26 protein-coding genes are annotated in these 24,183 nt (G+C 49.9%); 24 read left to right on the top strand and 2 right to left on the bottom strand.

The genetic code is table 11. The features are described from left to right. The first annotated feature begins 2 nt into the window (after positions 1–2). The 10 genes from rpiB to wecB all read left to right on the top strand — a co-directional run bounded on the left by rpiB (position 3) and on the right by wecB (position 9,300). Positions 3–443: a ribose 5-phosphate isomerase B gene (rpiB, locus tag R7V76_RS09590; protein WP_012371559.1), complete on the top strand. Its 441-nt coding sequence runs from the start codon at positions 3–5 to the stop codon at positions 441–443. Beyond that, entirely contained in the window at positions 444–983 is a 540-nt protein-coding gene (locus tag R7V76_RS09595) for a TIGR01440 family protein (RefSeq protein WP_012371558.1), read from the top strand. Between the two features lie 110 nt (positions 984–1,093). Continuing rightward, positions 1,094–2,353 (top strand): serine hydroxymethyltransferase, encoded by a 1,260-nt coding sequence (gene glyA / locus R7V76_RS09600; protein ID WP_290828410.1) that lies wholly within the window; start codon positions 1,094–1,096, stop codon positions 2,351–2,353. Between the two features lie 101 nt (positions 2,354–2,454). Further along, complete coding sequence (locus tag R7V76_RS09605) at positions 2,455–3,123, top strand: response regulator transcription factor (RefSeq protein WP_318092242.1); 669 nt, start codon at positions 2,455–2,457, stop codon at positions 3,121–3,123. Beyond that, a complete protein-coding gene (locus R7V76_RS09610) occupies positions 3,120–4,484 on the top strand; it encodes a sensor histidine kinase (protein WP_318092243.1) in 1,365 nt (454 codons plus the stop codon). The genes R7V76_RS09605 and R7V76_RS09610 overlap by 4 nt, the downstream gene beginning before the upstream one ends. Positions 4,485–4,560: 76 nt before the next feature. Continuing rightward, positions 4,561–5,592, top strand: coding sequence for an ABC transporter permease (locus R7V76_RS09615; RefSeq protein WP_318092244.1), 1,032 nt, complete (start codon positions 4,561–4,563; stop codon positions 5,590–5,592). Further along, on the top strand, positions 5,589–6,233 hold the full coding sequence (locus R7V76_RS09620; protein WP_318092245.1) for an ABC transporter ATP-binding protein: 645 nt from the start codon (positions 5,589–5,591) through the stop codon (positions 6,231–6,233). The genes R7V76_RS09615 and R7V76_RS09620 overlap by 4 nt, the downstream gene beginning before the upstream one ends. A 158-nt stretch (positions 6,234–6,391) precedes the next feature. Further along, positions 6,392–7,336, top strand: a complete 945-nt coding sequence (locus tag R7V76_RS09625) for a hypothetical protein (protein WP_318092247.1) — start codon at positions 6,392–6,394, stop codon at positions 7,334–7,336. Positions 7,337–7,406: 70 nt separating this feature from the next. Continuing rightward, positions 7,407–8,036: a uracil phosphoribosyltransferase gene (upp, locus tag R7V76_RS09630; protein WP_318092248.1), complete on the top strand. Its 630-nt coding sequence runs from the start codon at positions 7,407–7,409 to the stop codon at positions 8,034–8,036. A 127-nt stretch (positions 8,037–8,163) separates the two neighbouring features. Further along, complete coding sequence (gene wecB, locus R7V76_RS09635) at positions 8,164–9,300, top strand: non-hydrolyzing UDP-N-acetylglucosamine 2-epimerase (protein WP_318092249.1); 1,137 nt, start codon at positions 8,164–8,166, stop codon at positions 9,298–9,300. A gap of 324 nt (positions 9,301–9,624) precedes the next feature. On the opposite strand, the gene R7V76_RS09640 is transcribed toward wecB, so the two are convergent. Further along, the gene (locus R7V76_RS09640) at positions 9,625–10,416 is read right to left on the bottom strand and encodes a pentapeptide repeat-containing protein (RefSeq protein ID WP_318092250.1); all 792 of its coding nucleotides are present in this window, start codon (positions 10,414–10,416) and stop codon (positions 9,625–9,627) included. Between the two features lie 650 nt (positions 10,417–11,066). On the opposite strand from R7V76_RS09640, the gene R7V76_RS09645 reads away from it, so the two are divergent. The 13 genes from R7V76_RS09645 to mreB all read left to right on the top strand — a co-directional run bounded on the left by R7V76_RS09645 (position 11,067) and on the right by mreB (position 21,492). Then, positions 11,067–11,285 carry an AtpZ/AtpI family protein gene (locus tag R7V76_RS09645; RefSeq protein ID WP_012371548.1) on the top strand — a complete coding sequence of 73 codons (219 nt, stop codon included), beginning with the start codon at positions 11,067–11,069 and terminating at the stop codon, positions 11,283–11,285. Further along, the gene (locus R7V76_RS09650; protein ID WP_012371547.1) at positions 11,282–11,668 is read left to right on the top strand and encodes an ATP synthase subunit I; all 387 of its coding nucleotides are present in this window, start codon (positions 11,282–11,284) and stop codon (positions 11,666–11,668) included. The genes R7V76_RS09645 and R7V76_RS09650 overlap by 4 nt, the downstream gene beginning before the upstream one ends. 8 nt (positions 11,669–11,676) lie before the next feature. Continuing rightward, on the top strand, positions 11,677–12,420 hold the full coding sequence (gene atpB / locus R7V76_RS09655) for a F0F1 ATP synthase subunit A (RefSeq protein WP_026827347.1): 744 nt from the start codon (positions 11,677–11,679) through the stop codon (positions 12,418–12,420). A gap of 75 nt (positions 12,421–12,495) precedes the next feature. Next, positions 12,496–12,708 (top strand): F0F1 ATP synthase subunit C, encoded by a 213-nt coding sequence (gene atpE / locus R7V76_RS09660; RefSeq protein ID WP_012371545.1) that lies wholly within the window; start codon positions 12,496–12,498, stop codon positions 12,706–12,708. A 137-nt stretch (positions 12,709–12,845) separates the two neighbouring features. Next, positions 12,846–13,382 (top strand): F0F1 ATP synthase subunit B, encoded by a 537-nt coding sequence (gene atpF / locus R7V76_RS09665; protein WP_114597333.1) that lies wholly within the window; start codon positions 12,846–12,848, stop codon positions 13,380–13,382. Further along, positions 13,382–13,915 carry a F0F1 ATP synthase subunit delta gene (locus R7V76_RS09670; RefSeq protein ID WP_012371543.1) on the top strand — a complete coding sequence of 178 codons (534 nt, stop codon included), beginning with the start codon at positions 13,382–13,384 and terminating at the stop codon, positions 13,913–13,915. Before atpF ends, R7V76_RS09670 begins: the two co-directional genes overlap by 1 nt. Before the next feature lie 19 nt (positions 13,916–13,934). Then, positions 13,935–15,443 carry a F0F1 ATP synthase subunit alpha gene (gene atpA, locus R7V76_RS09675; protein ID WP_012371542.1) on the top strand — a complete coding sequence of 503 codons (1,509 nt, stop codon included), beginning with the start codon at positions 13,935–13,937 and terminating at the stop codon, positions 15,441–15,443. A 57-nt stretch (positions 15,444–15,500) separates the two neighbouring features. After that, the gene (gene atpG, locus R7V76_RS09680) at positions 15,501–16,352 is read left to right on the top strand and encodes an ATP synthase F1 subunit gamma (RefSeq protein WP_012371541.1); all 852 of its coding nucleotides are present in this window, start codon (positions 15,501–15,503) and stop codon (positions 16,350–16,352) included. 35 nt (positions 16,353–16,387) lie between these two features. Beyond that, on the top strand, positions 16,388–17,806 hold the full coding sequence (atpD, locus tag R7V76_RS09685; RefSeq protein ID WP_318092251.1) for a F0F1 ATP synthase subunit beta: 1,419 nt from the start codon (positions 16,388–16,390) through the stop codon (positions 17,804–17,806). A gap of 26 nt (positions 17,807–17,832) precedes the next feature. Continuing rightward, positions 17,833–18,246, top strand: coding sequence for a F0F1 ATP synthase subunit epsilon (locus R7V76_RS09690; protein WP_012371539.1), 414 nt, complete (start codon positions 17,833–17,835; stop codon positions 18,244–18,246). A 319-nt stretch (positions 18,247–18,565) separates the two neighbouring features. Further along, positions 18,566–18,799 carry a DUF1146 family protein gene (locus R7V76_RS09695; RefSeq protein WP_012371538.1) on the top strand — a complete coding sequence of 78 codons (234 nt, stop codon included), beginning with the start codon at positions 18,566–18,568 and terminating at the stop codon, positions 18,797–18,799. Positions 18,800–19,034: 235 nt separating this feature from the next. Next, a complete protein-coding gene (gene murA, locus R7V76_RS09700; RefSeq protein ID WP_012371537.1) occupies positions 19,035–20,339 on the top strand; it encodes a UDP-N-acetylglucosamine 1-carboxyvinyltransferase in 1,305 nt (434 codons plus the stop codon). A gap of 169 nt (positions 20,340–20,508) precedes the next feature. Further along, positions 20,509–21,492 (top strand): rod shape-determining protein MreB, encoded by a 984-nt coding sequence (gene mreB / locus R7V76_RS09705; protein WP_318092253.1) that lies wholly within the window; start codon positions 20,509–20,511, stop codon positions 21,490–21,492. A 287-nt stretch (positions 21,493–21,779) separates the two neighbouring features. Here mreB and R7V76_RS09710 read toward each other — a convergent pair whose 3' ends face one another. Then, entirely contained in the window at positions 21,780–22,649 is an 870-nt protein-coding gene (locus R7V76_RS09710) for a hypothetical protein (protein ID WP_318092254.1), read from the bottom strand. 180 nt (positions 22,650–22,829) lie between these two features. Between R7V76_RS09710 and R7V76_RS09715 the strand changes: the two genes are divergently transcribed. Further along, positions 22,830–24,026, top strand: coding sequence for a multidrug efflux MFS transporter (locus tag R7V76_RS09715; protein ID WP_318092255.1), 1,197 nt, complete (start codon positions 22,830–22,832; stop codon positions 24,024–24,026). The last annotated feature ends 157 nt before the right edge of the window (positions 24,027–24,183 follow it).

Consider the following 24,183-nt stretch of genomic DNA (forward strand, 5'->3'; position numbering starts at 1 on the left):
CGATGAAAGTAGCAATTGGAGCAGACCATGGTGGTTTTAAGTTAAAAGCAGAACTGAATGAACTCTTACAGGAGCTCGGAATTGATTATACGGACTTCGGCACGTATTCATCCGAATCAATCGATTATCCGGACGTTGCGATTCCGGTCGCGGAAGCAGTCGCGAACGGTGAATTCGACCGCGGGATTTTAATTTGCGGAACCGGAATCGGAATCGGCATCGCTGCGAACAAAGTCAAAGGTATCCGCGCAGCACTCGTCCATGATACGTTCAGCGCAAAAGCGACACGTCAGCATAACAACTCGAATATCCTGACGATGGGCGAACGTGTCATCGGACCGGGACTTGCGCGTGACATCGCGAAAATCTGGCTTGAGACGGAATTCGAAGGCGGACGTCACGAAAACCGTGTCTGCAAAATCTCAGATTATGAGGTGAAGTAAATGGATTTGGAACAAATCAAACAGGATCTCGAAGCCTCATTGACGGAACTGAATGAACGTTTTCCGTTGAAAGGAAAGTTGCTTGTCATCGGCTGTTCGACAAGTGAAGTCATCGGGAAACAAATCGGCAAAGCGGGTTCACCCGAAGTCGCAGAAGCGTTATTCGATGTCTTTGATACGTTCCGTCGTTCGCATCAGGTCGATCTGGCGTTTCAAGGCTGTGAGCACATCAACCGTGCTTTGACGTTGGAACGGCAAATCGTTGAACGGCTCGGTCTTGAAGCCGTGACGGTCGTTCCGGTTCCAGAAGCCGGCGGTTCGATGGCGAGCGTCGCGTATCAGCGGTTTTCGGCACCAGTCGTCGTCGAAGCGATCCAGGCCGACGCCGGCATCGATATCGGCGATACGTTCATCGGGATGCACTTGAAACATGTTGCGATTCCCGTCCGTCTGCCGCACCGCGAAATCGGTGAGGCACATGTGACGGCTGCCGTGACGCGACCGAAACTGATCGGTGGCGCTCGCGCTAAATACGAATGATTTGCGCAAGGGGTTGCACTCCCCTTGCTTTTTTAATGGATTTTTAGAGGGTGCCCGCAAGAGATTATTCGTGTTAAGATAGGTTTATCGAAATGAATGGGGGAATTCAGATGGAACAAACACCACTAACGTATCTGAAACAGCAAGATGAGGAACTCTTTTCGGCTATGCGCAAGGAACTAGGACGTCAACGCGATAATATCGAGTTGATTGCGTCAGAAAACTTTGTCTCACAAGCGGTCATGGAAGCTCAAGGCAGCGTGCTGACGAACAAATACGCAGAAGGTTACCCGGGTCGTCGTTATTACGGCGGTTGTGAGTTCGTCGATTTAGCGGAAAACTTGGCACGTGACCGTGCGAAGGCCATCTTTGGAGCAGAACACGTTAATGTTCAGCCGCACTCAGGTGCCCAAGCCAACATGGCAGTCTACTTCACGATTCTCAATCAAGGCGACACGGTCCTCGGGATGAACCTTTCCCATGGTGGTCACTTGACACACGGCAGTCCTGTGAATTTCTCCGGTGTTCAATACAACTTCGTCGAGTACGGCGTCGATCCAGAAACAGAGATGATCGATTACGATGTCGTCGCGAAGCTTGCGGAAGAACACAAACCAAAACTGATCGTTGCGGGAGCATCGGCTTATCCGCGCGTGATTGACTTTAAACGATTCCGTGAAATCGCGGACAGTGTCGGTGCCTACCTGATGGTCGATATGGCGCACATCGCGGGACTCGTCGCAGCAGGTCTGCATCCGAACCCGGTTGAACATGCACACTTCGTCACGACGACGACGCACAAGACGCTTCGCGGACCGCGCGGTGGAATGATTCTTTGTAAGGAAGAGCATGCCAAAGCAATCGATAAATCGATTTTCCCGGGTATTCAAGGCGGACCGCTCATGCACGTCATCGCAGCGAAAGCCGTTGCCTTTGCGGAAGCATTGGCACCTGAATTCAAGGATTACATCGAGCAAGTCGTAGCCAATGCGAAAGTCCTCGGTGAAGAATTGACGGCACGCGGACTGCGGATCGTCTCTGGCGGTACCGATAACCACTTGTTGCTCGTCGACCTGCAACCGCTCGGCATCACAGGGAAGCTGGCAGAGCATGCACTGGACGAAGCCGGTATCACGGTCAACAAAAACACGATTCCATTTGACCCGGCAAGCCCGTTCGTCACGAGTGGAATCCGGATCGGAACAGCGGCGATGACATCACGCGGTTTCAAAGAAGCAGAAATGAAACAAATCGCGGAACTGATCGAACTTGTTCTGAAAAATCCGGAAGATCAAGAAACACTGACAAGTGCCCACAAGCAAGTGTTGGCTTTGACAGGCCGTTTCCCGCTTTACCCGGAACGCGGTTAAGAGTTACCCGTACGAGCACCACCTCGACCTTTTCGATTGATGAGAAGCGCGGGGTGGTTTTTTGATGACCTGTAGGCAGAACAAAAAGGATGTGAGAGGAAATGAAGATTTTAGTCGTCGAAGATGATTTGCATATCCAGCGGTTGATTCGCGAGACACTCGAAGCGGACGGGCACCGGGTTACAGCGACGGCTGACGGGAACGAAGCGGCCGCTTGGATAGACGGGCAACTGTTTGAGGCGGCCGTGCTTGATGTGATGGTGCCGGGACGAACCGGTTTTGAGTTATGTACCTTGTTGCGGGCGAATCAGGAAATTCCGATTCTGATGCTGACGGCACTCGGGGAACTGACCGATAAGCGTGATGGTTTTTCAGCAGGAGCCGACGATTACATCACAAAACCGTTTGATCCGGAAGAATTGGTTTTCCGGCTGCACGCAATCGCCCGGCGCTATCAAAAAGCCGCTGTACCGGCGATACAGTTCGGTGACGTCACGATCGATAAACGGAGCCAACAGCTGACGATTGGAACGACACGGTTGACGATTCCCCGCCGTGAGTTTGAATTGTTACATCAACTGGCGAGCTTCCCGGGACGGGTCTTCAGCCGCGAAGAACTGATTGAACACGTCTGGGGACGCGACTTCATGGGTGACGATCGTACGGTCGACGTCCATATCAAACGGTTGCGAACCCGGTTACACCAGACGGAGGCGATCACGATCGAGACCGTCCGTGGTCTCGGATACCGGTTGGAGGTAAAATCATGAAGTCGTTATATGTCAAAATCGTCGGTCTTGTCTGCCTGGTCCTGCTCGTGTCCGCGTTGATCGCCCTGTTGATCAGTAACGTCCTGTATTACACGGTTTGGCAAGCGTCCTACAGTCAAAAGGTCGAAGAGGCGGTCGAGACATCTGTTGCCTATTACGAGCGGCACGGGGACCGGCGGGTCGATTCATTTTACGAGATGCTCAGTGCGACCGGTTTTCAGCTTTATGTCGTTTCGGAATCCGGACAGGTCAAACGGTTCGGGAATACCTTTCGGGATGAAACCATCGCACCCGAAGTCCTTCAAGCCGTGCAGGACGGGAAGGTCTATCAGGGTATGCGGGACTATCCGTTTCATCTGTTCCTGCTCGGATTGTTCGATAACGAAGTCATCAATACGTACGGAACGTCTCTGCAAACGGCCACCGGAACCGACGCTGTCTTCATTCGTCCGGACTTAAGCCGGCAGATTCGTGAGCTGCATCTGTTCGTCGGAGCATTCTTGGCTTTACTTGTCCTGCTGAGTTTTCTGCTGCTTGTTTTTTCGATCCGTTATCTCGTCCGTCCGATTAAACGTTTGACGACGGCGACGGAACGGATGACGGCAGGCGATTATTCCATCTCGGTCGCGACAACCGGACAGGACGAAATCGGGGAACTGTCACGCCGGTTCGACGAGATGGCGCAAGCCGTCGCGAAATCGGACGCGGAACGAAAAGCATTTGTTGCCAATGTCTCACATGAATTCCAGTCACCGCTGACAACGATCCGGGGATACGCGGAGCAGCTCGAACGGGCTGCTGAAACGGAAGAGCGTCTGAAGTTACGGACGATCGGACAGGAAGCGAAGCGGATGGCCGAGTTGACGCGTCAATTGTTGACCTTGGCCCGTCTTGACGAAGGACGGCCGCTTCGACGCCAGCCGATTCCGCTCGTCCAGTCGATTCAGACGACTCTTGAGACACTGAGTTATCAGTTGGATGAACGCGGAGTCGCCGTCGCACTGGAAGCCTCGGACGATCCGGTGATTCTGGCGGACGAGTTGGCACTGGAACAGATTTTTCAAAACCTGATTCGAAATGCCTTACATGTCTCGGCAGAAGGTGATTTGATTACGATTCAAGTCGATACCGCAGCTGATTCCGTCACCGTTCGGATCAAGGATCAGGGTCCTGGTATGACGGAGCAAGTCATCGCTCATGCCTTCGAACGTTTTTATCAAGGGGATGCCTCGCGCGGGACAAGCGGGACCGGTCTTGGACTCGCGATCGTCAAGGAGACGATGGATCAGTTGGAAGGACAGATTCGGATCGAGTCGATTCCCGGTACGGGCACGACGATGGTCCTGACTTTTTTAAAGTAAGACGGAGTCGTTCATATTCCGTTCATCTTCGCCCGCTACAATCAAACCTGTAACGTACAAACAGGAGGGATGAAAGATGAAGATGGGATGGCGTGAATTGATTCGGATGCGACAACGCTTCTTCTTGATGGCAGTCGTGACGACATTGATCGTCTTGTTGATTTTGATGATTTCCGGACTCGCAGACGGACTGGCATATGACAATGGAGCAGTCGTCCGTAACTTGCCGATTGAGCAGGTTGCCTTAAGCAAAGATGCAGAAGGTCAGCTGACACGATCGTTTTTAGACCGGACGGATCAACCGGCGGCGACGGAAGCATTAGGTGTACAAAACATGGTGCTCGAAAAGCAGAATGGAACCAAAGAGGATGTGACGGTGTTCGCTTCGCCGGGTGATACGCGTTACGGACCGCGTCAATTGGCGGAGCTAAAAGACGGACAAGTCCTGGTCGACACACAGTATGCGAAACAGAACGGGACGAAAGTCGGGGATTCGTTTACGGACTTCCGGACGAAACAGACGTTTGAAATTGTCGGAACGGTCAAGGATGGACGCTACAGTCATGCACCGGTCGTCTGGATGACACTTTCGACATGGGACGACTGGCAAAAAAAGATGGACTCACGTTATGTCTCGGCATTTATCAGCGGGGAACCGATTGAAACAACGCTTGCGACGTATACGAAACAACAAATCGTCGAACAAGTACCGGGTTACGCGGCGGAACAAAATTCATTCCAGATGATGCGTCTCGCTCTGATCGTCATCGGGTCGTTGATTCTGACTGCCTTTTTCTACATCCTGACGATGCAAAAAATGAAACAACTCGGCATCTTAAAAGCGATTGGCATTCGAACACGGACGATTGGACAAGGACTTGTCCTGCAAGTATTTTTGCTGACAGTCGTCTCGTTTTCAGTCAGTCTGCTGGCAACATGGACGATTGGACAATTTTTACCGGACGATCTGCCGTTCCGCTTTGAATGGACGACCAGTCTGCTGTACGGCGGGTTGATCATCGTGACGGCGTTACTCGGTGGATTGATTCCGTTACGGGCGTTGAAAAAACTGGAACCGGCGGATGTGATGGGAGGAATGACGGGATGATTAAGCTGACAGATGTCGAGCAAACGTATGGCGCCATGAAAGTGCTGGAACACATTTCGTTCGAAGCAAAAGAAGGAGAGTTGATCGCTCTCGTCGGACCAAGCGGCAGTGGGAAAAGTACGTTACTCCAGTTGCTTGGCCTGTTGCAGACACCGTCCGGGGGGCTGATTCAGTTCGATGACCGGCTTCTGCAGGACACGTCGGACAAACAAAGACGACGGATGCGGTTACTTGAGATTGGATTTATCTTTCAGGAATCGCATCTCGTGCCTTTCTTAACGGCGGCGGAACAGTTGGAGCTCGTCGCGGAAGAAGCCGGTCATGACATCGATGCGGCGACGCATCTCGAAACGTTCGGCTTACGTGACCGGGCCGACCATCTCCCGCAAGCCTTATCCGGCGGGGAGCGGCAACGGGTCGCGATTGCCCGGGCCCTCGTCAATGATCCGCGTCTCGTCTTAGCGGACGAACCGACGGCGAGCCTCGATTACACGAATGCCCGGCAAGTGATGGACCTGTTGCGACAACAGGCCCATCAACACGGGAAGACCGTCATCGTCATCACGCATGATGAGCGGATGTTATCTTACTGTGATCGTGTCTTGCGGATGGAAGACGGTATCTTAACAGAACAGTCGTGAACAAGATGCAGTCGTCTTTCTGTAAAGAGAGACGGCTGCTTTTTCTGCTTTTCATTTAATTAATCTGACAATATAAGTTTCTTGTTGAATATTTTGTATTCATTTTTACTTTTTTTGTTATACTGAACTAAATTATTAAATGAAGGTGGAACGATTTCATGAAACTCGAAGAATTTGCTCAAGAAGAAATTGAGCGGGTAGATATTAATCAACTGACCACGTGGTTGGAAAAACAAAGTCTGTCCAAACGAAATTACAAAAAACTACTCGAAGACTTTCAGGCGATTGTCGTCATGCAACAGGCAGGATTTTACGAACAGGCTGATGAACGATTTGCCCAGTGGAAAAATAATCCTGTCCCAATCGAGATGTACCGGTACCGGATGGCGATTGCTGCGCGTGCCGGCGGGAAGATGCTCGCGAAAAAACGATTCATGATGTTGCCGGATATGGCAAAAAATCATAACTATATGAAGCCGTGGAAAAAGCAACTCCAGTTTAGTCCATGGATGATGGCGGGAGCAGCCGCTGTCGTTGCGTTGGTCATCGGGCTGACGCAGATTGATTTTTCGGGCGATACGCAGGCAGAAGCAGTGAATCAAAAAAAGAATGAGCTAAAAATCACGGCGCTCTCAAAAGAAGTTAAAGCGTTGAAGCAGGATAACGAGCAGTTGACGGGGGAAGTGAAGAAACAAAAAGGTCAAGTCGCTAAAGCGAAACAAGATGCGCTCTTGACGCTTGAATTGAAGGAAGCGAAGGCGGCCCTCGATGCCAAGCGCTACAGCGACGTGGACCAATTGTTGTCGAAGGAAGTCTTACGGAATCCCAAGACGGCATCGACCGCTGCCTTTTATCAACTCAAGGCGAAACACCGGAGCTACAAGTCGATTCCGAAAAATTATGCCGCCTATATTGAAGCCTATCCGAAGTCCTCGCATGTTCCAGCGGTTCTCTGGATGAAAGCATTCCGTGAACAGGCACTCGGTCAGGTGGCGTACAAAGAGACGCTGAAAAAACTGGCGAGTTTGAAAAAAGGTCCGGCAGCGACTGCGGCACAAGATGTCTTGTCCGGAAAACGAACGTTAAACGAGCAGGACTTCTGAGAAAACAGTTCCCAAGCAGTCACTTTTTAGAGTACAATGCGAAAAGAGAATGGAGAGGAGATGCAAAACAATGAGTAAAGTACATGTATTTGATCACCCATTGATTCAGCACAAGATGACGATCATGCGTAAAGTCGAAACAGGAACGAAACAATTCCGGGAGCTTGTCGACGAAGTGGCTTCATTGATGGCATATGAACTCACGCGCGACCTTCCGCTTACTGACGTTGAAATCGAGACACCGGTCACGAAAACGACGCAAAAGATGATCGAGGGCAAGAAACTGGGAATCGTTCCGATTCTTCGTGCAGGTCTTGGGATGGTGGACGGTATGCTTCGTATGATGCCGAACGTCAAAGTAGGACACATCGGTCTTTACCGTGATCCTGAAACGCTTGAGCCGACAGAATACTATCTCAAATTACCGACAGACGTCTCAGAACGTGATTTCGTCGTCGTTGATCCAATGCTTGCGACAGGCGGTTCAGCTGCTGACGCAATCTCCTCTTTGAAAAAACAGGGTGCGCAAAGTATTAAGCTGGCTTGCCTCTGTGCGGCACCTGAAGGCGTCAAACGTATTCAGGAAGAACATCCGGATGTCGATATCTATCTTGCGGCACTTGATGAGAAATTAAACGACCATGGTTATATCGTTCCCGGCCTCGGGGATGCGGGTGACCGTCTGTTTGGTACAAAGTAACCGGTAGAATGAAAGGCGCTTCCTGCGAAGAGAGCGTCTTTTTTTGTAGACTCGTCACGAACGTGCACTGCGCACGTGACATGGAATATGTTTTAATGAAAACAGAAGCAAGAAGGAGGAAGTCCGTATGCCCATCAAAGTCATGCCGATTTTCGGCACACGACCGGAAGCCATCAAAATGGCACCGCTCGTTAACGTCTTAAAGAACAATCCTGCGTTTGAGGTCCATGTCACGATCACTGCCCAGCACCGGGAGATGCTTGATCAAGTCTTGGAGCTGTTCGAGATTACGCCCGATCACGACTTGAACATCATGAAAGCACGACAGACGCTGGTCGATATCACGACACGCGGTCTCGAGGGACTCGATGCCGTCATGAAGGAAGTCAAACCGGATCTCGTCCTAGTCCACGGTGACACGACGACGACATTTGTCGGCAGTCTCGCTGCCTACTACAATCAAATCGCCGTCGGTCATGTCGAAGCAGGACTCCGGACATATAATAAGTATTCACCGTTTCCGGAAGAAGTGAACCGGCAACTGACTTCGACGCTGGCTGATCTTCATTTTGCACCGACTGATCAGGCTGCTGCGAATCTGGCATCAGAAAATCGGCAGACAGGCGTTTTCGTGACCGGAAATACGGCAATCGATGCCCTGCAAACGACGGTCCAACCGGATTACGTCCATCCTGTTCTCGAACAGATTGGATCGAAACGACTCGTCCTGATGACGGCGCACCGGCGGGAAAACTTAGGTGCGAAGATGCATCAGATGTTCCGGGCAATCCGCCGTCTCGTCGACGATCATCCGGACATTCACGTCGTATATCCCGTCCACTTGAATCCCGTCGTTCAGGAAGCCGCGAACGAGGTCTTTGGAGGACACGACCGGATAACCTTGATTCCCCCGCTTGATGTCTTTGACTTCCATAACTTTGCGAGCCGGGCTCATCTTATTTTGACGGATTCCGGCGGCGTTCAGGAAGAAGCTCCGTCACTCGGTGTACCGGTTCTCGTCTTACGCGATACGACGGAACGTCCGGAAGGCGTCAAAGCGGGAACGTTGAAGCTGGCCGGAACGGATGAAGAAACAATTTACCGTCTCGCGAGCGAATTACTCGAAGATGAAGCAGCGTATAAGGTGATGGCGCAGGCTTCGAATCCATACGGAGACGGTCATGCTTCCGAACGGATTGCGGCGGCAATTCTGGAACACTTTAATCAGGATGCGGCGTTTGAGCCATTTAAAGTAGAGAACTGACGAAAGTTTAGACATACAGCAAAAGGACCGGTGCTACCGTCATAAACGGTGATACAGGTCCTTTTTATTGAATACAACAGAATCATCTGTTCCAAATATCGTGAATGTCCTCGTTTCATGCGACTCCTGCAGGAAAAAGCGCGTTTTTTTTGCGCTGTCAGAGACAAACGAGACCCGGTTTCCTGACCACGAGGGCAGGAAAGCTGGCTCGTGTCTCGCCTGCGGAAAGCGCATGAGGGAGAGGATGGAACCGACTGTCACGATAGAATGACACATTATTTGCGATGAAGAAGGCACTTCTATTAGACGATGATGAATACAACGTTATGCCCAGTGCGACGGTCGAAGCAACCGTTCCGGCAGACGTGTCTTGACGTCGCCTTGTGCCGCATTGACCTGCGCCTGCGTCAAAAACAATGCATCGGTCAAATCAGCTCCCGCTAATTGACAGTCCCGCATATCGGCACCGAGGAAGTTGACGCTGCGCAATCGGCTGTTCGATAAGTTCGTCGCAAGCAAAAACTGGCCGCGGACGCTTAATCCGGAGAAATCCTGTCCGGCAAGATTTTTTCCGATCCAGTCGCGGGGAAGCGGACGTCTGCTTGTCCCTGAGACCGGCGTTTGAACCAGTTCTTCGATTTGAGCAAGAAGCGGTAGAACGGTTGCCCGGACTTGATCGAGATTGAGTGCCGCCAGTTCGTCCGGAGAAGAGCGGGTCAGGGCATCGAGTTCAGCCAGCTTGTCCTCGAGCAACGGATGAATCGTGCGGGTGACCGGTCGGATACCGTCTGTCAGATACCACATCATTTCCTGCAGATGGACCATCTTCGGATAGAGGGTGTACATGACAGGTTTCGTTGTTTCATCGTAGACCCCTTGGAATGTCACCTGCGAAATCTGTTGACCGGCACCGAAGCAGTCATAGACGGTGCATCCTTTATAGCCGCTCGGGCGCAACCGGTCGTGAATCCGGCAGCGGTACTCATTGTCTAAATTCCGACAAGGCGTCGCTTCCGGTTTGTCGTGACCAAAATCGCTTGAGGCAGAAAATGCGAGAGCCGTACAACAAAGTCCGAAGCAATCCCCGCACTGAACACGAAAGCGTTCGGTTTCCATAGGGTTCACATCCTTTTGATTTGTTCATGTCACTTCTTTTTACCATATGTAGGCAATGGTTTTCAAATCACGGTAGACGAGTAAAAAAACAGTAGGCCATGACTGAAGTGGAAGGACTAAATGTATGATTTTCATTAAAAAAAGAGCTACATCATGAACTTGAAAATAGAAAGTCATCCGTGAATTTTTAAGCTGTGACAAGGGACACACGAGACGAATTGGAAACCATGCATCCGCTTTGTTACAAACAGATGTCAGAGGGGATGAACCGTCCCATAAAGGAAGCGTTTACAAATGTGAACAAAAAATGTTTTTTCACAAAATCGACACAAATCAGATTTAGGTGACTTGTTTCTCATTTCAGAACACGATATAACGTTACTGTTCAAGGGTTTTGTTCACCTAGTGAACCATCTCGATAAACGTTGATAATACTACATATTTTCTTCACATCTTCGTGAAAAGAGTGGCACGGGACACCTCTGTGAAAACCTTATCAATTGTTGATATACAATGGTTTTACGGCTCCATTTTAATTGTGAATTCATTTGACTATGAAATGGTTCTCATTGTATTCTTGACTAGTATGAAAATCCGCAAATTGTGGGAAAGAAAAAGAACTCACAACTGGGAAAAGGGGGTCGTCTCTAGTGCGCCAAAAAGGGCTCGCGACGAGTATGGTCATGGCCTCGCAAATTTCGACGGCACTAGCCGCACCGATCGTCATCGGCTTTCTTGTTGGGAACTATGGGGAACAGCAGGATTGGTGGCAAAAGATGGGGGCGACGTTTGCAGTGTTCATCGGGATTTTCATCGGAATTCTTTGCATGATCGCAATGATCAGGCACTTGTTAGGAGACAAGACATGAATATCATCCTTCAAGATGCGTTGTATCGTGCGTACTTACGATGGTTCGGACTCTATTATGGAATCCTTGCTGTCCTGTTACTTGTCGGTTATCCGAGTGATCCGGTGATTTATGGACTGGCACTGGGTGGGGCAGGTAGCTTCATGATCTTGACGCTGCAACGATTAAGCGTCGATCGAATGTATCGTGTAATCGAGCGTGGGCGCAAGCCGATGTCTCGAGGGACCGTATCACGCATGGCGGTCGCGGTACTCTGTGTGATGATCGGCTTGAAGTATGAAGCCGAATTGTCATTAACTGCGGTGGTAATAGGCCTTCTCGCCGGCCACGTCATACAATTTTGTGAGTATTTTACTCACGAACTTAAGCGGGAAAAGAGGTGAATAATCAAATGAACCACGAAATGCCACTTTACGAAATCCCACTCTGGGGCGACTTCGTTCTGTACGGTAGCTGGACAAACTTGATCACAGTGCTGATTGCAGCTGCTCTCGTTTTCCTGATTGCCGTGGCCGGTACGCGACGTCTTGTGATGAAGCCGACCGGTGCTCAAAACGTGATGGAGATGTTCCTCGAGTTCGTTCGCGGAATCATCAGCAGCACGATGGACTGGAAAACAGGGGGTCGCTTCCTAACTTTCGGAATGACACTGTTCCTGTTCATCATCGTGTCCAACTTAATGGGTCTTCCCTTTAACGTTGTGACGGGTCACTACATTTGGTTCAACTCACCAACTGCAGATCCGTATGTGACACTTGCACTTTCATCTATGGTAGTGGTCATGAGCCATTATTACGGTGTGAAAATGCGCGGCTTCGGCTCGTATGCGAAAACGTTTATGACGCCGATGTTTATTATTACCATCATCGAGGAGTTCGCAAACACGTTGACTCTCGGTCTTCGTCTTTACGGTAACATCTTCGCGGGTGAAATCATGATTGGTATCATTCTCTCGATCGGTATCATCTCTGGAACGAACGATTTCCAATTCCTCGGACCAGTCGGTGTCATCCTGTCAGCGATCCCAATGTTGATTTGGCAAGGATTCTCACTCTTCATCGGAGCGATCCAAGCGTATATCTTCCTTATCTTAACGATGGTTTACATCGGGCATAAGGCAGCGCACGACCATTAATTCGAAGGTAAAGCATCTGCTTTTCCGATAATCGCACGACCAAATTTCGAACACAATCTAGGGAGGCAATTCATAATGGAACTTATTGCAACAGCGATCATCATCGGACTCGGCGCACTCGGCGCAGGTATCGGTAACGGTCTTATCGTAAACGGTACAGTATTAGGACAAGCACGTCAGCCAGAACTCAAAAACGAACTTCGTCAAACAATGTTCATCGGTATCGGTCTCGTTGAGGCACTTCCAATCATCGGTGTAGCGGTCGGTTTCCTTCTTCTCAACTCTTAATCCGTATTTAATTTTACGCACGAAGAACTGAGCTACATAGGGCGTTATTCGTTCCATTAGAGTGAACCGTCATGGGGGCTGCGGCTCCCTTATGTAGATACTAGAAGTAGGACCAACCACGAGGGGAGTGTAATCGAATGAATCTCACGTATCTTGCGGCTGAGACAGAGACTGCTGAAGCAGGTCACCTCTTACTCGCCAACATGATCGTCACGATCGTCGTTTTCCTCTTGCTCCTCATCCTCTTGAAGAAATTCGCATGGGGCCCGCTCGTCAACATGATGAAAGCGCGGGAAGAGCATGTGGCTAGCGAGATCAATTCGGCTGAGAAAAGCCGGAAAGACGCTGAAGTCTACGTAGAACAACAACAAGCAGAACTCAACAAGGCACGTACGGAAGCACGTGACCTGTTAGAAGCATCACGCCGTCAAGCTGAGGCAGAACAAGCACGTGCGATGGAGCAGGCACGTGTCGAAACAGAATTGAGCAAGGAAGAAGCTCGCCGTGCAATCGAACGTGAACGCGCTGAAGCACAAGCTGCTTTGAAGAACGATGTTGCTCTTCAAGCAATCGCTGCAGCACGCCACGTCATGAAAACACAGCTTGCGACAGACGAAGCGGCACAACGTGCACTCGTCGATCAATTCCTCGCTGATACTAAGGGCACGAACTAATGCGTGACCACGTAGCGGGACGCTACGCAAAAGCGCTCTTCGATCTTGCACTTGAGCATCATGTGCTCGACCAAGCAGAAGCTGATGTGCGAACGCTCGGCGAAGTGCTCCACGCAACACCAGAGCTCGCATCGGTGTTAGAAAACCCATCGATTTCTGCAGAAGAGCTGAAGCAAGTCCTTCAGACGAGCTTCACAGGCTTCAATACGATTGTCTTGAATACGATCCTCGTCATGGTCGAAAACGACCGGGCATCGGAAGTATTGTCATTACCAGAGCATTTCATCGCGTTGTTGAATGAGCACCGTAACGTTGCGACAGCAATCGTGACAAGTGCATACAAACTGTCAGACGAAGAACTCACGAACGTGAAGGAAACGTTTGGCCAAAAATCAGGTAAAACGCTTGAAGTAGAAAATGTTGTTGATACGAACGTAATCGGCGGACTTCGTGTTCAAATCGGTTACACGACATATGATGGCACGATCGAAACGAAACTAACGCGACTTGAGCGTGAGCTGTTAAAAGCGTAAGAAAATAGGGGTGAAACGCATGAGCATTAGAGCTGAAGAAATCAGCGCCCTGCTTAAAGCGCGTATCGCGCAGTACGGTTCTACGATGGAAGTGAACGAGACAGGTACAGTCATCCAAATCGGTGATGGTATCGCTCGTGCACACGGACTCGACAACGTCATGTCGGGAGAGCTCGTAGAATTCGCTAACGGCACAATGGGCTTGGCGCAAAACTTAGAAGAAGGCAACGTCGGTATCATCATTCTTGGTGACTACCTTGAAATCAAAGAAGGCGACTCTGTTCGCCGTACGGGCCGCATCATGGAAGTACCAACTGGAGACGCACTCCTCGGACGTGTCGTTAACCCGCTCGGTATGCCAATCGATGGTCTTGGTCCAATCGAAACAGAACACTATAACCCGATCGAGCGTAAAGCTTCTGGTGTTATGGCACGTAAATCGGTTCACGAACCGCTTCAGACTGGAATCAAGGCAATCGATGCCCTCGTTCCAATCGGCCGCGGACAACGTGAGTTGATCATCGGTGACCGTCAGACGGGTAAAACGTCGATCGCCATCGATACGATCATCAACCAAAAAGAAGAAAACATGATTTGTATCTACGTCGCAATCGGACAAAAAGAATCAACAGTCCGTGGTGTTGTTGAAACACTCCGTAAAAACGGTGCACTTGATTACACAATCGTCGTTTCGGCAGCTGCTTCACAGCCGGCGCCACTTCTTTACCTCGCACCATTCGCTGGTGTAGCGATGGGTGAACACTTCATGGATCTCGGCAAGCACGTTCTTGTCATCTATGATGATCTTTCAAAACAAGCAGCGGCATACCGTGAGCTTTCGCTTCTTCTGAAGCGTCCACCAGGCCGCGAAGCCTACCCGGGTGATGTCTTCTACCTTCACTCACGTCTCCTTGAGCGTGCAGCGAAATTGAACGACGGACTTGGTGCAGGTAGCTTAACAGCTCTTCCATTCATCGAGACACAAGCGTCGGATATCTCGGCTTACATCCCGACAAACGTTATCTCGATCACGGATGGTCAAATCTTCCTTCAATCGGATCTCTTCTTCTCAGGTGTCCGTCCAGCGATCAACCCGGGTCTCTCGGTATCGCGTGTAGGTGGTTCGGCTCAAGTGAAAGCGATGAAGAAGGTTGCGGGTACGCTCCGTCTTGACCTCGCTTCTTACCGTGAGCTCGAAGCCTTTTCACAGTTCGGATCTGACCTTGATAAAGCGACACAATCGAAGCTTAACCGTGGTGAGCGGACAGTAGAGGTTCTGAAACAGGACCTTAACCAACCGTTGACTGTCGATAAGCAAGTCATCATCATCTATGCCTTGACTCGTGGTCACCTTGATGATGTTGCTGTTTCAGATATTCGTCGTTTTGAAAAGGAACTCAACCTCTGGCTCGATCAAAACCGCAAACAACTTTGCGACGAGATCCGTAAAACAGGTAACCTTCCAGCTGACGAAGAAATCGTTACTGCAATCTCAGAATTTAAGAAAACGTTCCAACCGACAGTCTAAGAGCTTGCTCTTAGGCTCGGCGGAACACTCTTGATACTAACAAGGTGGTGAATCGAAATGGCATCGTTGCGCGAGATACAAATGCGGATCAACTCGACGAAAAGTACGAAACAGATCACGAAAGCGATGAACATGGTTTCGGCGTCGAAACTGAACCGCGCTCAAGCACATAGCGCGAAGTTCCAGCCTTACATGCTGAAAATGCAGGAAGTGCTCGGAACCATTGCGAATGGCACGACAGGTGCTAGCCATCCGATGCTCGAAAAACGTCCTGTCAAAAAGACAGGCTATATCGTCATCACATCGGATCGCGGCTTAGCTGGTGCATATAACGCCAACGTGCTGCGTGAAGTCTACCGGGAAATCAATGAAAAGCATACTACGGACAGTTACGTCTTGTTCGTGGTCGGTAAAGTCGGTGTCCAGTTCTTCCGTTCACGCGGAATTACGGTCACGGATGCGATCACAGGACTAAACGATTCTCCTTCGTATGTCGATGTCGCAGAAATCGTGAAGCGTACAGTGAGTGCGTTCACGCTCGGCGAAATCGACGAACTCAAGCTGTGCTACAACCACTTCATGTCTGTCATCAGCCAGGAAGTGAAAGTCGAAACCCTTCTCCCGCTCGGAGAAATCGAAGCTTCATCTTCGACGACTTATGAGTACGAGCCAAGCGAGGAACAAATCCTGGCTGAACTCCTTCCGCGTTATGCGGAGAGCTTGATTTTCGGTGCGCTTCTTGACGCGAAAGTAGCAGAACATGCGTCACGTATGACAGCAATGCAAAGTGCGACAGATAACGCAGATGACTTGATCGGTCGATTGACTCTCGTCTACAACCGGGCTCGACAAGCTGCAATCACGCAAGAAATCACAGAGATCGTCAGTGGAGCCGCTGCCCAGCAGTAATCCACTCGGCGTAATGATAGCTAGGAGGAAACACGATGAACGAACTCGGTTTAAAAGGCCGCGTCGTCGCGGTCATGGGACCTGTCATCGACGTTAAGTTCGACGGACACTTGCCGAAGATCTACAACGCGCTTCGTATTCAATATACGCCGCAAACAGTAGAAGAAGTGGCTATCGACTTGACGCTTGAGGTCGCCTTGCACCTTGGTGACGACGTCGTCCGTACCATTGCGATGGATTCTACGGATGGTGTACGCCGCGGAGTGGAAGTACTGGACACTGGTGCTCCAATCTCGGTACCTGTCGGAGAAGCAACACTTGGTCGCGTCTTCAACGTACTCGGTAACCCAATTGATGAAAAAGAACTCGATGCAGGCGTGGAACGTCTTCCGATCCACAAAAAAGCACCGACGTTTGATAACCTTTCAACAAAAGTTGAAATCCTCGAAACAGGAATTAAAGTCGTTGACTTACTCGCTCCTTACATCAAGGGTGGTAAGATCGGTCTCTTCGGTGGTGCCGGTGTAGGTAAGACCGTCCTCATCCAGGAATTGATCAACAACATCGCGCAAGAGCACAGCGGTATCTCGGTATTCGCAGGTGTTGGTGAGCGGACGCGTGAAGGTAATGACTTGTACCACGAGATGACGGATTCAGGCGTTATCAAACAAACAGCGATGGTCTTCGGTCAGATGAACGAGCCGCCGGGCGCACGTCTTCGTGTTGCCTTGACTGGTTTGACAATGGCAGAATACTTCCGTGATGAGCAGGGACAAGACGTTCTTCTCTTCGTTGATAACATCTTCCGTTACACACAAGCAGGTTCAGAGGTATCGGCCCTTCTCGGTCGTATGCCATCTGCCGTTGGTTACCAGCCGACACTTGCTACAGAGATGGGTATGCTTCAAGAGCGTATCACGTCAACAAACAAAGGTTCGGTTACATCAATCCAAGCGGTTTATGTACCGGCCGATGACTATACTGACCCGGCTCCTGCAACGACGTTTGCTCACTTAGATGCAACGACGAACCTTGAGCGCCGTCTCTCTGAGATGGGTATCTATCCTGCCGTGGATCCACTTGCTTCTACATCACGTGCCCTTTCACCGGAAATCGTCGGCGAAGAGCATTACGGCGTAGCGCGTCAAGTTCAGGAAACACTTCAGCGTTACAAAGAACTTCAAGATATCATCGCGATCCTCGGTATGGACGAGTTGTCTGAAGAAGACAAATTGACTGTACACCGTGCGCGTCGTATCCAGTTCTTCTTGTCGCAGAACTTCCACGTAGCTGAGCAGTTCACAGGACAAAAAGGATCGTACGTCCCAGTTAAGGACACGATCCGCGGCTTCAAAGAAATCCTCGGTGGGAAACACGATGATTTGACGGAAGAAGCATTCCGTCTCGTCGGTCCGATCGAAGATGCGATTGAAAAAGCGAAGACGCTTGTCTAAGTGACAAAGCATAAGGGGGACTTGAGATGAACACACTTCATGTCAATATCGTCACCCCGGATGGCGAAGTGTATGATGGCGATGTCCGTATGGTCGTTGCGAAAACGATATCTGGTGAGATTGGGGTTCTCCCGCACCACGTACCGCTCGTAACACCACTCGACATCAGCATCTTGAAGTTGCGCCACGAAGATGGCGGACGCACGTTGATCGCTATCAGCGGTGGCTTTATGGAAGTGCGCCAGGATACAGTGACAGTTCTTGCTGAAACGGCTGAAGCAGCGGATAAGGTCGATTATGACCGTGCCTCGGCTGCGAAAGTCCGGGCAGAACGTCGCCTCCAGGACACGAAATTATCAGATCTTGAGTTCAAACGCGCTGAGCTTTCATTGAAACGCGCAATCAACCGTCTCAACCTAAAAGAATACGGTCGCGATTGATTCAAGTTAAAGACCCGGTTTCCGTCATGGAAGCCGGGTCTTTTTTTGAGGACAGGTCAATGATTTTCTGTAGGGCAACCGTTTTCCCAAATCCATCCGGTGATTCAGGTTTAACAATCCTAAAAAAAGTAAAAGTACATATATGTGTCCTCTTCACACATTTTTCAATCTTATTATGTGGAATTTTCCATAATCATCTTTTCATAATATATTTTATACGATAAAATAAATTATCTTGTGCCTTTTTGTTTGCGCAATCATTCATTGTATGAAATCATGGTAAGGTTGGAAAAACCTTAACAGAAGAGGTGCAGTAGCAGTGACGTCAATCGGTTTAAGTGCACTAATCAGTATGCTTGTTTATTTAACGGCGATTGTCTTCGCCTGGTGGGCACTCCTTCCGGTCAAATGGGAGAAGTTCCTGCAGCATCCAAAAGGACCGCAGGCTGTTGTCTTGCGTGTGTTACTTGCCGTGGCGCTCGGTTCGCTGATCGCCCGCTTTTTGCTTGATTATTCGGGATTCGCACAGCGTCTCCAGTTCTTAGTCGGGTGAACTTGTAACTTCGTTGTAAACCCTAAATCATCAATCTGATTTAGTATGGAACAGGATAGTATTCTTATAATGAAGAAACGTAACCATTGTGAAGCTGAAAAGTCGTGTTGGATTTGGAATGAGAGATCAACTACAGGGTGTTTCTCTTCTATCATGCGTTGGTTTTCAACTATGATGCACACCAATCGCGAATTGAACATAATAGAACAGAAACGAAAGCAGAGGAGTATGAGTAATGGAAAAAATCGTTGTCCGTGGCGGACGTAAATTAGCTGGAACGGTAAAAGTAGAAGGTGCAAAAAATGCAGTCTTAAAAACATTGGTCGCAACATTGCTTGCTTCAGAAGGTACATCAGTCCTTCAGAACGTTCCCCGTTTGGCAGACGTCTATACAATCAATAACGTCTTACGGAACCTGAATGCAGAAGTGACATTTGATGCAGAAGCAAACACAGTCTCGGTCAATGCCGAAGCAGAATTGAAAGATGAAGCACCACTTGAATACGTTCGGAAGATGCGTGCGTCGATTCTTGTCATGGGACCACTCCTTGCACGTCTCGGTCGTGCCCGTGTCGCAATGCCGGGTGGTTGTGCAATCGGTTCACGTCCGATCGATCTTCACTTAAAAGGATTCGAAGCGATGGGCGCAAAAACAATCATCGGAAACGGATTCGTTGAAGCACACGTCGACGGTCGTCTGCAAGGTGCGAAAATCTACCTCGACTTCCCGTCAGTCGGTGCAACAGAAAACATCATGATGGCAGCCACGCTTGCTGAAGGTACGACAGTCATCGAAAACGTCGCGAAAGAACCTGAAATCGTCGATCTCGCTAACTTCCTCAACGCAATGGGCGCTAAAGTCCGCGGTGCCGGAACAGAGACGATTCGTGTTGAAGGTGTTGAAAAACTTCACGGCGGCAATCACTATGTTATTCCAGACCGCATTGAAGCCGGTACATTCATGATTGCAGCGGCAATCACGGAAGGTGACGTTGAAGTCATCGGTGCTGAGCGTGAACACCTCCGTCCATTGATTTCAAAAATGGAAGAGATGGGTGTTAAAATCTCGGATACAGAAGAAGGCCTCCGTGTCGTCGGACCGAAGAAACTCGTTGCGATCGACGTCAAGACAATGCCACACCCAGGTTTCCCGACAGACGTTCAAGCACAAATGATGGCGTTGGTCTTAAAAGCAGAAGGCACATCAGTCATCACGGAAACGGTCTTCGAAAACCGCTTCATGCATGTCGAAGAATTCCGTCGCATGAACGCTGACATCAAGATTGAAGGACGTTCATCGATCATCACGGGTGGTGTTCAACTTCAAGGAGCAGAAGTTCTTTCAACAGACCTTCGTTCTGGAGCAGCACTTGTCACGGCTGGATTGATTGCAGAAGGCGAAACACGTGTCGGTGCACTGCATCACATCGATCGCGGATACGTTGATTTCCACCTTAAATTACAAGCACTCGGCGCAGATGTCGAGCGTGTCACGGAAGAAACAGTTGCCATCGAAGAGACGGCAGCTGCGAAGCTTTAAGCTATCATTTGATTCCAGTATATTCTTGACGACTTTCTTTAAAAGAAAGTCGTCTCTTTTTGTTTCCCTGTGCTAGAATTGAAAGGTATGTATACATAAATGGGTTAGACGTCCAAACGACGTGCTATATTTTGGAAGAATAGCCAGTGGATAAAGGAGATCACGCGAGATGTTTTTGACAAAGGATATCGGAATTGACCTGGGGACGGCGAATGTCGTCATTCACGTAAAAGGTAAGGGAATTGTACTCGACGAGCCATCGGTCGTCGCGATTGATAAAGCAACAGGAAAAATCCATGCAGTCGGAACGGAAGCCCACCAGATGGTCGGCCGGACACCCGGAAACATCGTCGCGATCCGTCCGTTACGCGATGGTGTCATCGCTGATTTTGAAATGACGGAAGCGATGTTACGTCACTTCATCGATAAAATCGAAGTAAGAAGTATGTTCGGCGGTGTCCGAATGTTGATTTGTACACCGGCCAGCATCACGACGGTCGAAGCGAAAGCGATTCGTCAAGCCGGTGAAAAATCAGGGGCAAAAACCGTTTTCCTGGAAGTCGAACCAAAAGTCGCAGCCGTCGGAGCAGGGATGGACATCTGGATGCCGGCCGGTCACATGGTCATTGATATCGGTGGCGGAACAACGGATGTTGCGGTACTGTCGATGGGCGACATCGTCTGCGGCGAAACAATCAAAGTTGCCGGCGACCGGTTTGATCAGGATATCATCCGCGCCATTAAAGACAACCATAAACTCATCATCGGGGAACGGACAGCCCAAAACGTCAAGATGACGGTCGCGACCGTGTCCGATGAGGGACGTCAGGAAGAGATGGACATTCGGGGTCGTAATCTCGTGACCGGTCTCCCGGATAACATTACGATCTCTTCGCAGGAGATGCATGAAGCATTGGCGGAAGCCGCGATGGAAATCGTTGAAGCGACAAAACGTGTGCTCGAGAAAACACCGCCGGAACTGGCGGCGGACATCATCGACCGCGGGATCATTTTGACGGGCGGCGGAGCATTACTGGACGGCATCGATCAGTTGCTGGCGAAAGAACTGGGACTTCCGGTCTTGATCGCTGAAGATCCGATGTTATGTGTCGCCCGCGGAACGGGAATCATGCTTGATCATTTAGGAAAATAATCCGAATGAATGCTTGTGTCGGACGTCTCCGCCATCCTCGCTTTCCATGGGCGGAAGGTAAGCCGCGGCATCCCGCACTCCATGCGGTCATGCCGGGTCTTACCTCTTCCTGGCGGAAGCGTTAATCACGCTTCCTTTTCCCATAGGAGTCGAGGATGAACGTCTCCGTCCTCCATCAATCAAAAATGGCCGATCATCCTATCTGTTAACAGGATGATCGGCCATTTCTATGCAAATTTTGGTGATTCAAAACCGCTTCGTATCTTTTGATGCACGATAGAAGTGGATCACTGCGTACTGCGCATGAAGGTCTGATATGCGTCAAAATCATGATAGACGATGGCGCTTGGCGGCAGGGAACTGTTCATCGTCTGATTGACGAGTTGATTAAGCACCGTCCGCGTCTGTCCGTAAAACGTGATACTTGGTGTGTCCGGCAGTTCCGTGAATTCCAGGGCGTACGACAGACGGTGTTGATGACTCGCAGCGTAAAGGGCATCGGTCATCGTAATCGCGGCGAGACCGTTACCGCCACCGTAGACGGTCCGATAACTCATCAAGGTGACTTCATCAGCCAGTTCCATCGCCCATTCGCTGAGCGCTTGTCCGGAAGCATCCGGAATGGTATGGAACCAAAACGGCAGAAACAGTTGCAACGGGAGATTTTGCGCTGTGCTGACATCATGAAAAGCTGTCAGCAGGCGTTGGTAAGAGGCGATGACAGACGCTTGATCTGTTTCCCAGGCCGGTAAGGCGTAAGGTTCGAGATCGACGCTGATGCCATCCGGACGTTCCATCGTTTCTTGCAGATACACATTGATCCAGGCTAACGGATCTTCGACATTCGGCCGGTTCGTCGTGCCTTCGTTCGTAATCCAGCTTGGCTGTCCGAACAAAAAGTAGACTTCGATTCCGGCAAGGTGGGCTTTTTCAACGAATGTGCGGTAGAGGGTTCGGTCACCCTCGACAGCGACATGCAGATAGACACGTTTCATCTGTCTGTTTGCCAGCTGTGTGACTTTCGTTGAAATTTGTTTCGCTTCAGGGATTGACCACATCACGGTATGACGCGTGACGGTGACGGCCGCTTCGGTTCTGACAGGCAGGAGCGTCGCAGCCATCGTAAGACAAATCAAACTGAGGATGAAGCGTTTCATATCGTTCACTCCCTATATTAAGTTATCTTATTATCGGTCGTCCGGCGTGACTTGGATATAAGCCAATGGTCCGGGAGTCCTTAGAATCAGTTCAAATCCTAGACATTTTACTTTGTGAAGTGTATATTAGAAGTTGTTGAATTAAATAGGAATTACCAATAAAAAGGAAGTGATGCCACAATGCCATTGTGGAAACGAAATTTAGTCGTTGTTTGGATCGGTAGTTTTTTAACTGCTGCTGCTTTAAGTTTAGTCTTACCGTTTTTGCCCTTATTCATTGAAGAACTTGGTGTCAACGGACGCCAGGAAATCACGACCTGGTCCGGCGTAGCCTTTGGTGCAACCTTCCTCGTCGCAGCCATTGTGTCACCGATTTGGGGACGTTTGGCCGATAAAAAAGGACGGAAATTGATGTTACTGCGCGCAAGCCTCGGGATGTCGATCGTCATGTTCCTGATCAGCTTCGTACAGGATGTTTATCAACTCGTCTTCTTACGACTTGTCATGGGTGCCGTCTCCGGATTCATCTCTGCCGGCATCACCTTAATTGCCTCACAGACACCAAAAGAGAAAAGTGGCTGGGCGCTCGGTACATTATCAACCGGTGGGATTGCCGGTGGATTACTTGGACCTCTGATTGGAGGATTCCTTGCCGATATGATTGGGCTTCGACCCGTTTTTCTCTTTACGAGCATTCCGCTCTTCCTGACGTTCCTCGTCACGTATTTCTTCGTCAAAGAAGAATTCGTGCCGCTGCAGACCAAGCAGATGGCGTCAGCTAAAGAAATCATCCAATCGTTACGTCATCCGGAACTGATTTTAAGTCTCTTCCTGACGACGTTCCTGATTCAATTCGCGGCACAATCGATCAGTCCGATTTTATCCCTGTACGTCCGGGAACTCAGTCCCGGTACGGAACGATTGGCCTTGTTATCCGGAATCGTCGCATCGGCGCCCGGGATTGCGGCCTTGATTGCCGCTCAGCGGCTCGGCCGGTTATCAGATAAAATCGGAGCGGAACGTGTCTTGTTCTTCGCTTTGCTGATTTTCGCCGCGTTCCTGATTCCGCAGGCTTTCGTAACGGATACAAGCCAATTGATCATCTTACGGATGGGAATCGGTTTTGCGACTGCCGCACTGATGCCGTCGGTTCAGGCGCTTCTCCGGAAACACACACCGGCGAATGCATCGGGCCGGATCTTCGGTTACAACCAGTCGGCGCAGTTCATGGGGAATTTCCTCGGACCACTCGCGGGTGGTCAGATTGCCGGTCACTTTGGTTTTGAGGCCTTGTTCCTGTTCACCGGGTTGATTGTCATCACAAACGCGGTGCTCGAACGGACGCAAACAGCGGTCCTCAGTAAAAAACACTCCTAACGCATACGTAAAAGGCGATTCCGATTTTGCATCGGGTGGGCTAACCTAAAATTTTGAGACAATATAAAACACCTTCGGAGTGGTACACTTTTAAAAAGTACTAGCATCGGAGGTGTTTTTGCATGGGCAAAAACGTATATTCAAGCGAAGTGAAATG

Source organism: Exiguobacterium artemiae, assembly GCF_033342815.1.
GTDB classification, from domain to species: Bacteria; Bacillota; Bacilli; order Exiguobacteriales; family Exiguobacteriaceae; genus Exiguobacterium_A; species Exiguobacterium_A artemiae_A.

Bases quoted from the DNA above. Each gene is read 5' to 3' on its own strand.
- rpiB (WP_012371559.1), top strand. From the start codon at position 3: ATGAAAGTAGCAATTGGAGCAGACCATGGTGGTTTTAAGTTAAAAGCA.
- R7V76_RS09595 (WP_012371558.1), top strand. From the start codon at position 444: ATGGATTTGGAACAAATCAAACAGGATCTCGAAGCCTCATTGACGGAA.
- glyA (WP_290828410.1), top strand. From the start codon at position 1,094: ATGGAACAAACACCACTAACGTATCTGAAACAGCAAGATGAGGAACTC.
- R7V76_RS09605 (WP_318092242.1), top strand. From the start codon at position 2,455: ATGAAGATTTTAGTCGTCGAAGATGATTTGCATATCCAGCGGTTGATT.
- R7V76_RS09610 (WP_318092243.1), top strand. From the start codon at position 3,120: ATGAAGTCGTTATATGTCAAAATCGTCGGTCTTGTCTGCCTGGTCCTG.
- R7V76_RS09615 (WP_318092244.1), top strand. From the start codon at position 4,561: ATGAAGATGGGATGGCGTGAATTGATTCGGATGCGACAACGCTTCTTC.
- R7V76_RS09620 (WP_318092245.1), top strand. From the start codon at position 5,589: ATGATTAAGCTGACAGATGTCGAGCAAACGTATGGCGCCATGAAAGTG.
- R7V76_RS09625 (WP_318092247.1), top strand. From the start codon at position 6,392: ATGAAACTCGAAGAATTTGCTCAAGAAGAAATTGAGCGGGTAGATATT.
- upp (WP_318092248.1), top strand. From the start codon at position 7,407: ATGAGTAAAGTACATGTATTTGATCACCCATTGATTCAGCACAAGATG.
- wecB (WP_318092249.1), top strand. From the start codon at position 8,164: ATGCCCATCAAAGTCATGCCGATTTTCGGCACACGACCGGAAGCCATC.
- R7V76_RS09640 (WP_318092250.1), bottom strand. From the start codon at position 10,416: ATGGAAACCGAACGCTTTCGTGTTCAGTGCGGGGATTGCTTCGGACTT.
- R7V76_RS09650 (WP_012371547.1), top strand. From the start codon at position 11,282: ATGAATATCATCCTTCAAGATGCGTTGTATCGTGCGTACTTACGATGG.
- atpB (WP_026827347.1), top strand. From the start codon at position 11,677: ATGAACCACGAAATGCCACTTTACGAAATCCCACTCTGGGGCGACTTC.
- atpE (WP_012371545.1), top strand. From the start codon at position 12,496: ATGGAACTTATTGCAACAGCGATCATCATCGGACTCGGCGCACTCGGC.
- atpF (WP_114597333.1), top strand. From the start codon at position 12,846: ATGAATCTCACGTATCTTGCGGCTGAGACAGAGACTGCTGAAGCAGGT.
- R7V76_RS09670 (WP_012371543.1), top strand. From the start codon at position 13,382: ATGCGTGACCACGTAGCGGGACGCTACGCAAAAGCGCTCTTCGATCTT.
- atpA (WP_012371542.1), top strand. From the start codon at position 13,935: ATGAGCATTAGAGCTGAAGAAATCAGCGCCCTGCTTAAAGCGCGTATC.
- atpG (WP_012371541.1), top strand. From the start codon at position 15,501: ATGGCATCGTTGCGCGAGATACAAATGCGGATCAACTCGACGAAAAGT.
- atpD (WP_318092251.1), top strand. From the start codon at position 16,388: ATGAACGAACTCGGTTTAAAAGGCCGCGTCGTCGCGGTCATGGGACCT.
- R7V76_RS09690 (WP_012371539.1), top strand. From the start codon at position 17,833: ATGAACACACTTCATGTCAATATCGTCACCCCGGATGGCGAAGTGTAT.
- murA (WP_012371537.1), top strand. From the start codon at position 19,035: ATGGAAAAAATCGTTGTCCGTGGCGGACGTAAATTAGCTGGAACGGTA.
- mreB (WP_318092253.1), top strand. From the start codon at position 20,509: ATGTTTTTGACAAAGGATATCGGAATTGACCTGGGGACGGCGAATGTC.
- R7V76_RS09710 (WP_318092254.1), bottom strand. From the start codon at position 22,649: ATGAAACGCTTCATCCTCAGTTTGATTTGTCTTACGATGGCTGCGACG.
- R7V76_RS09715 (WP_318092255.1), top strand. From the start codon at position 22,830: ATGCCATTGTGGAAACGAAATTTAGTCGTTGTTTGGATCGGTAGTTTT.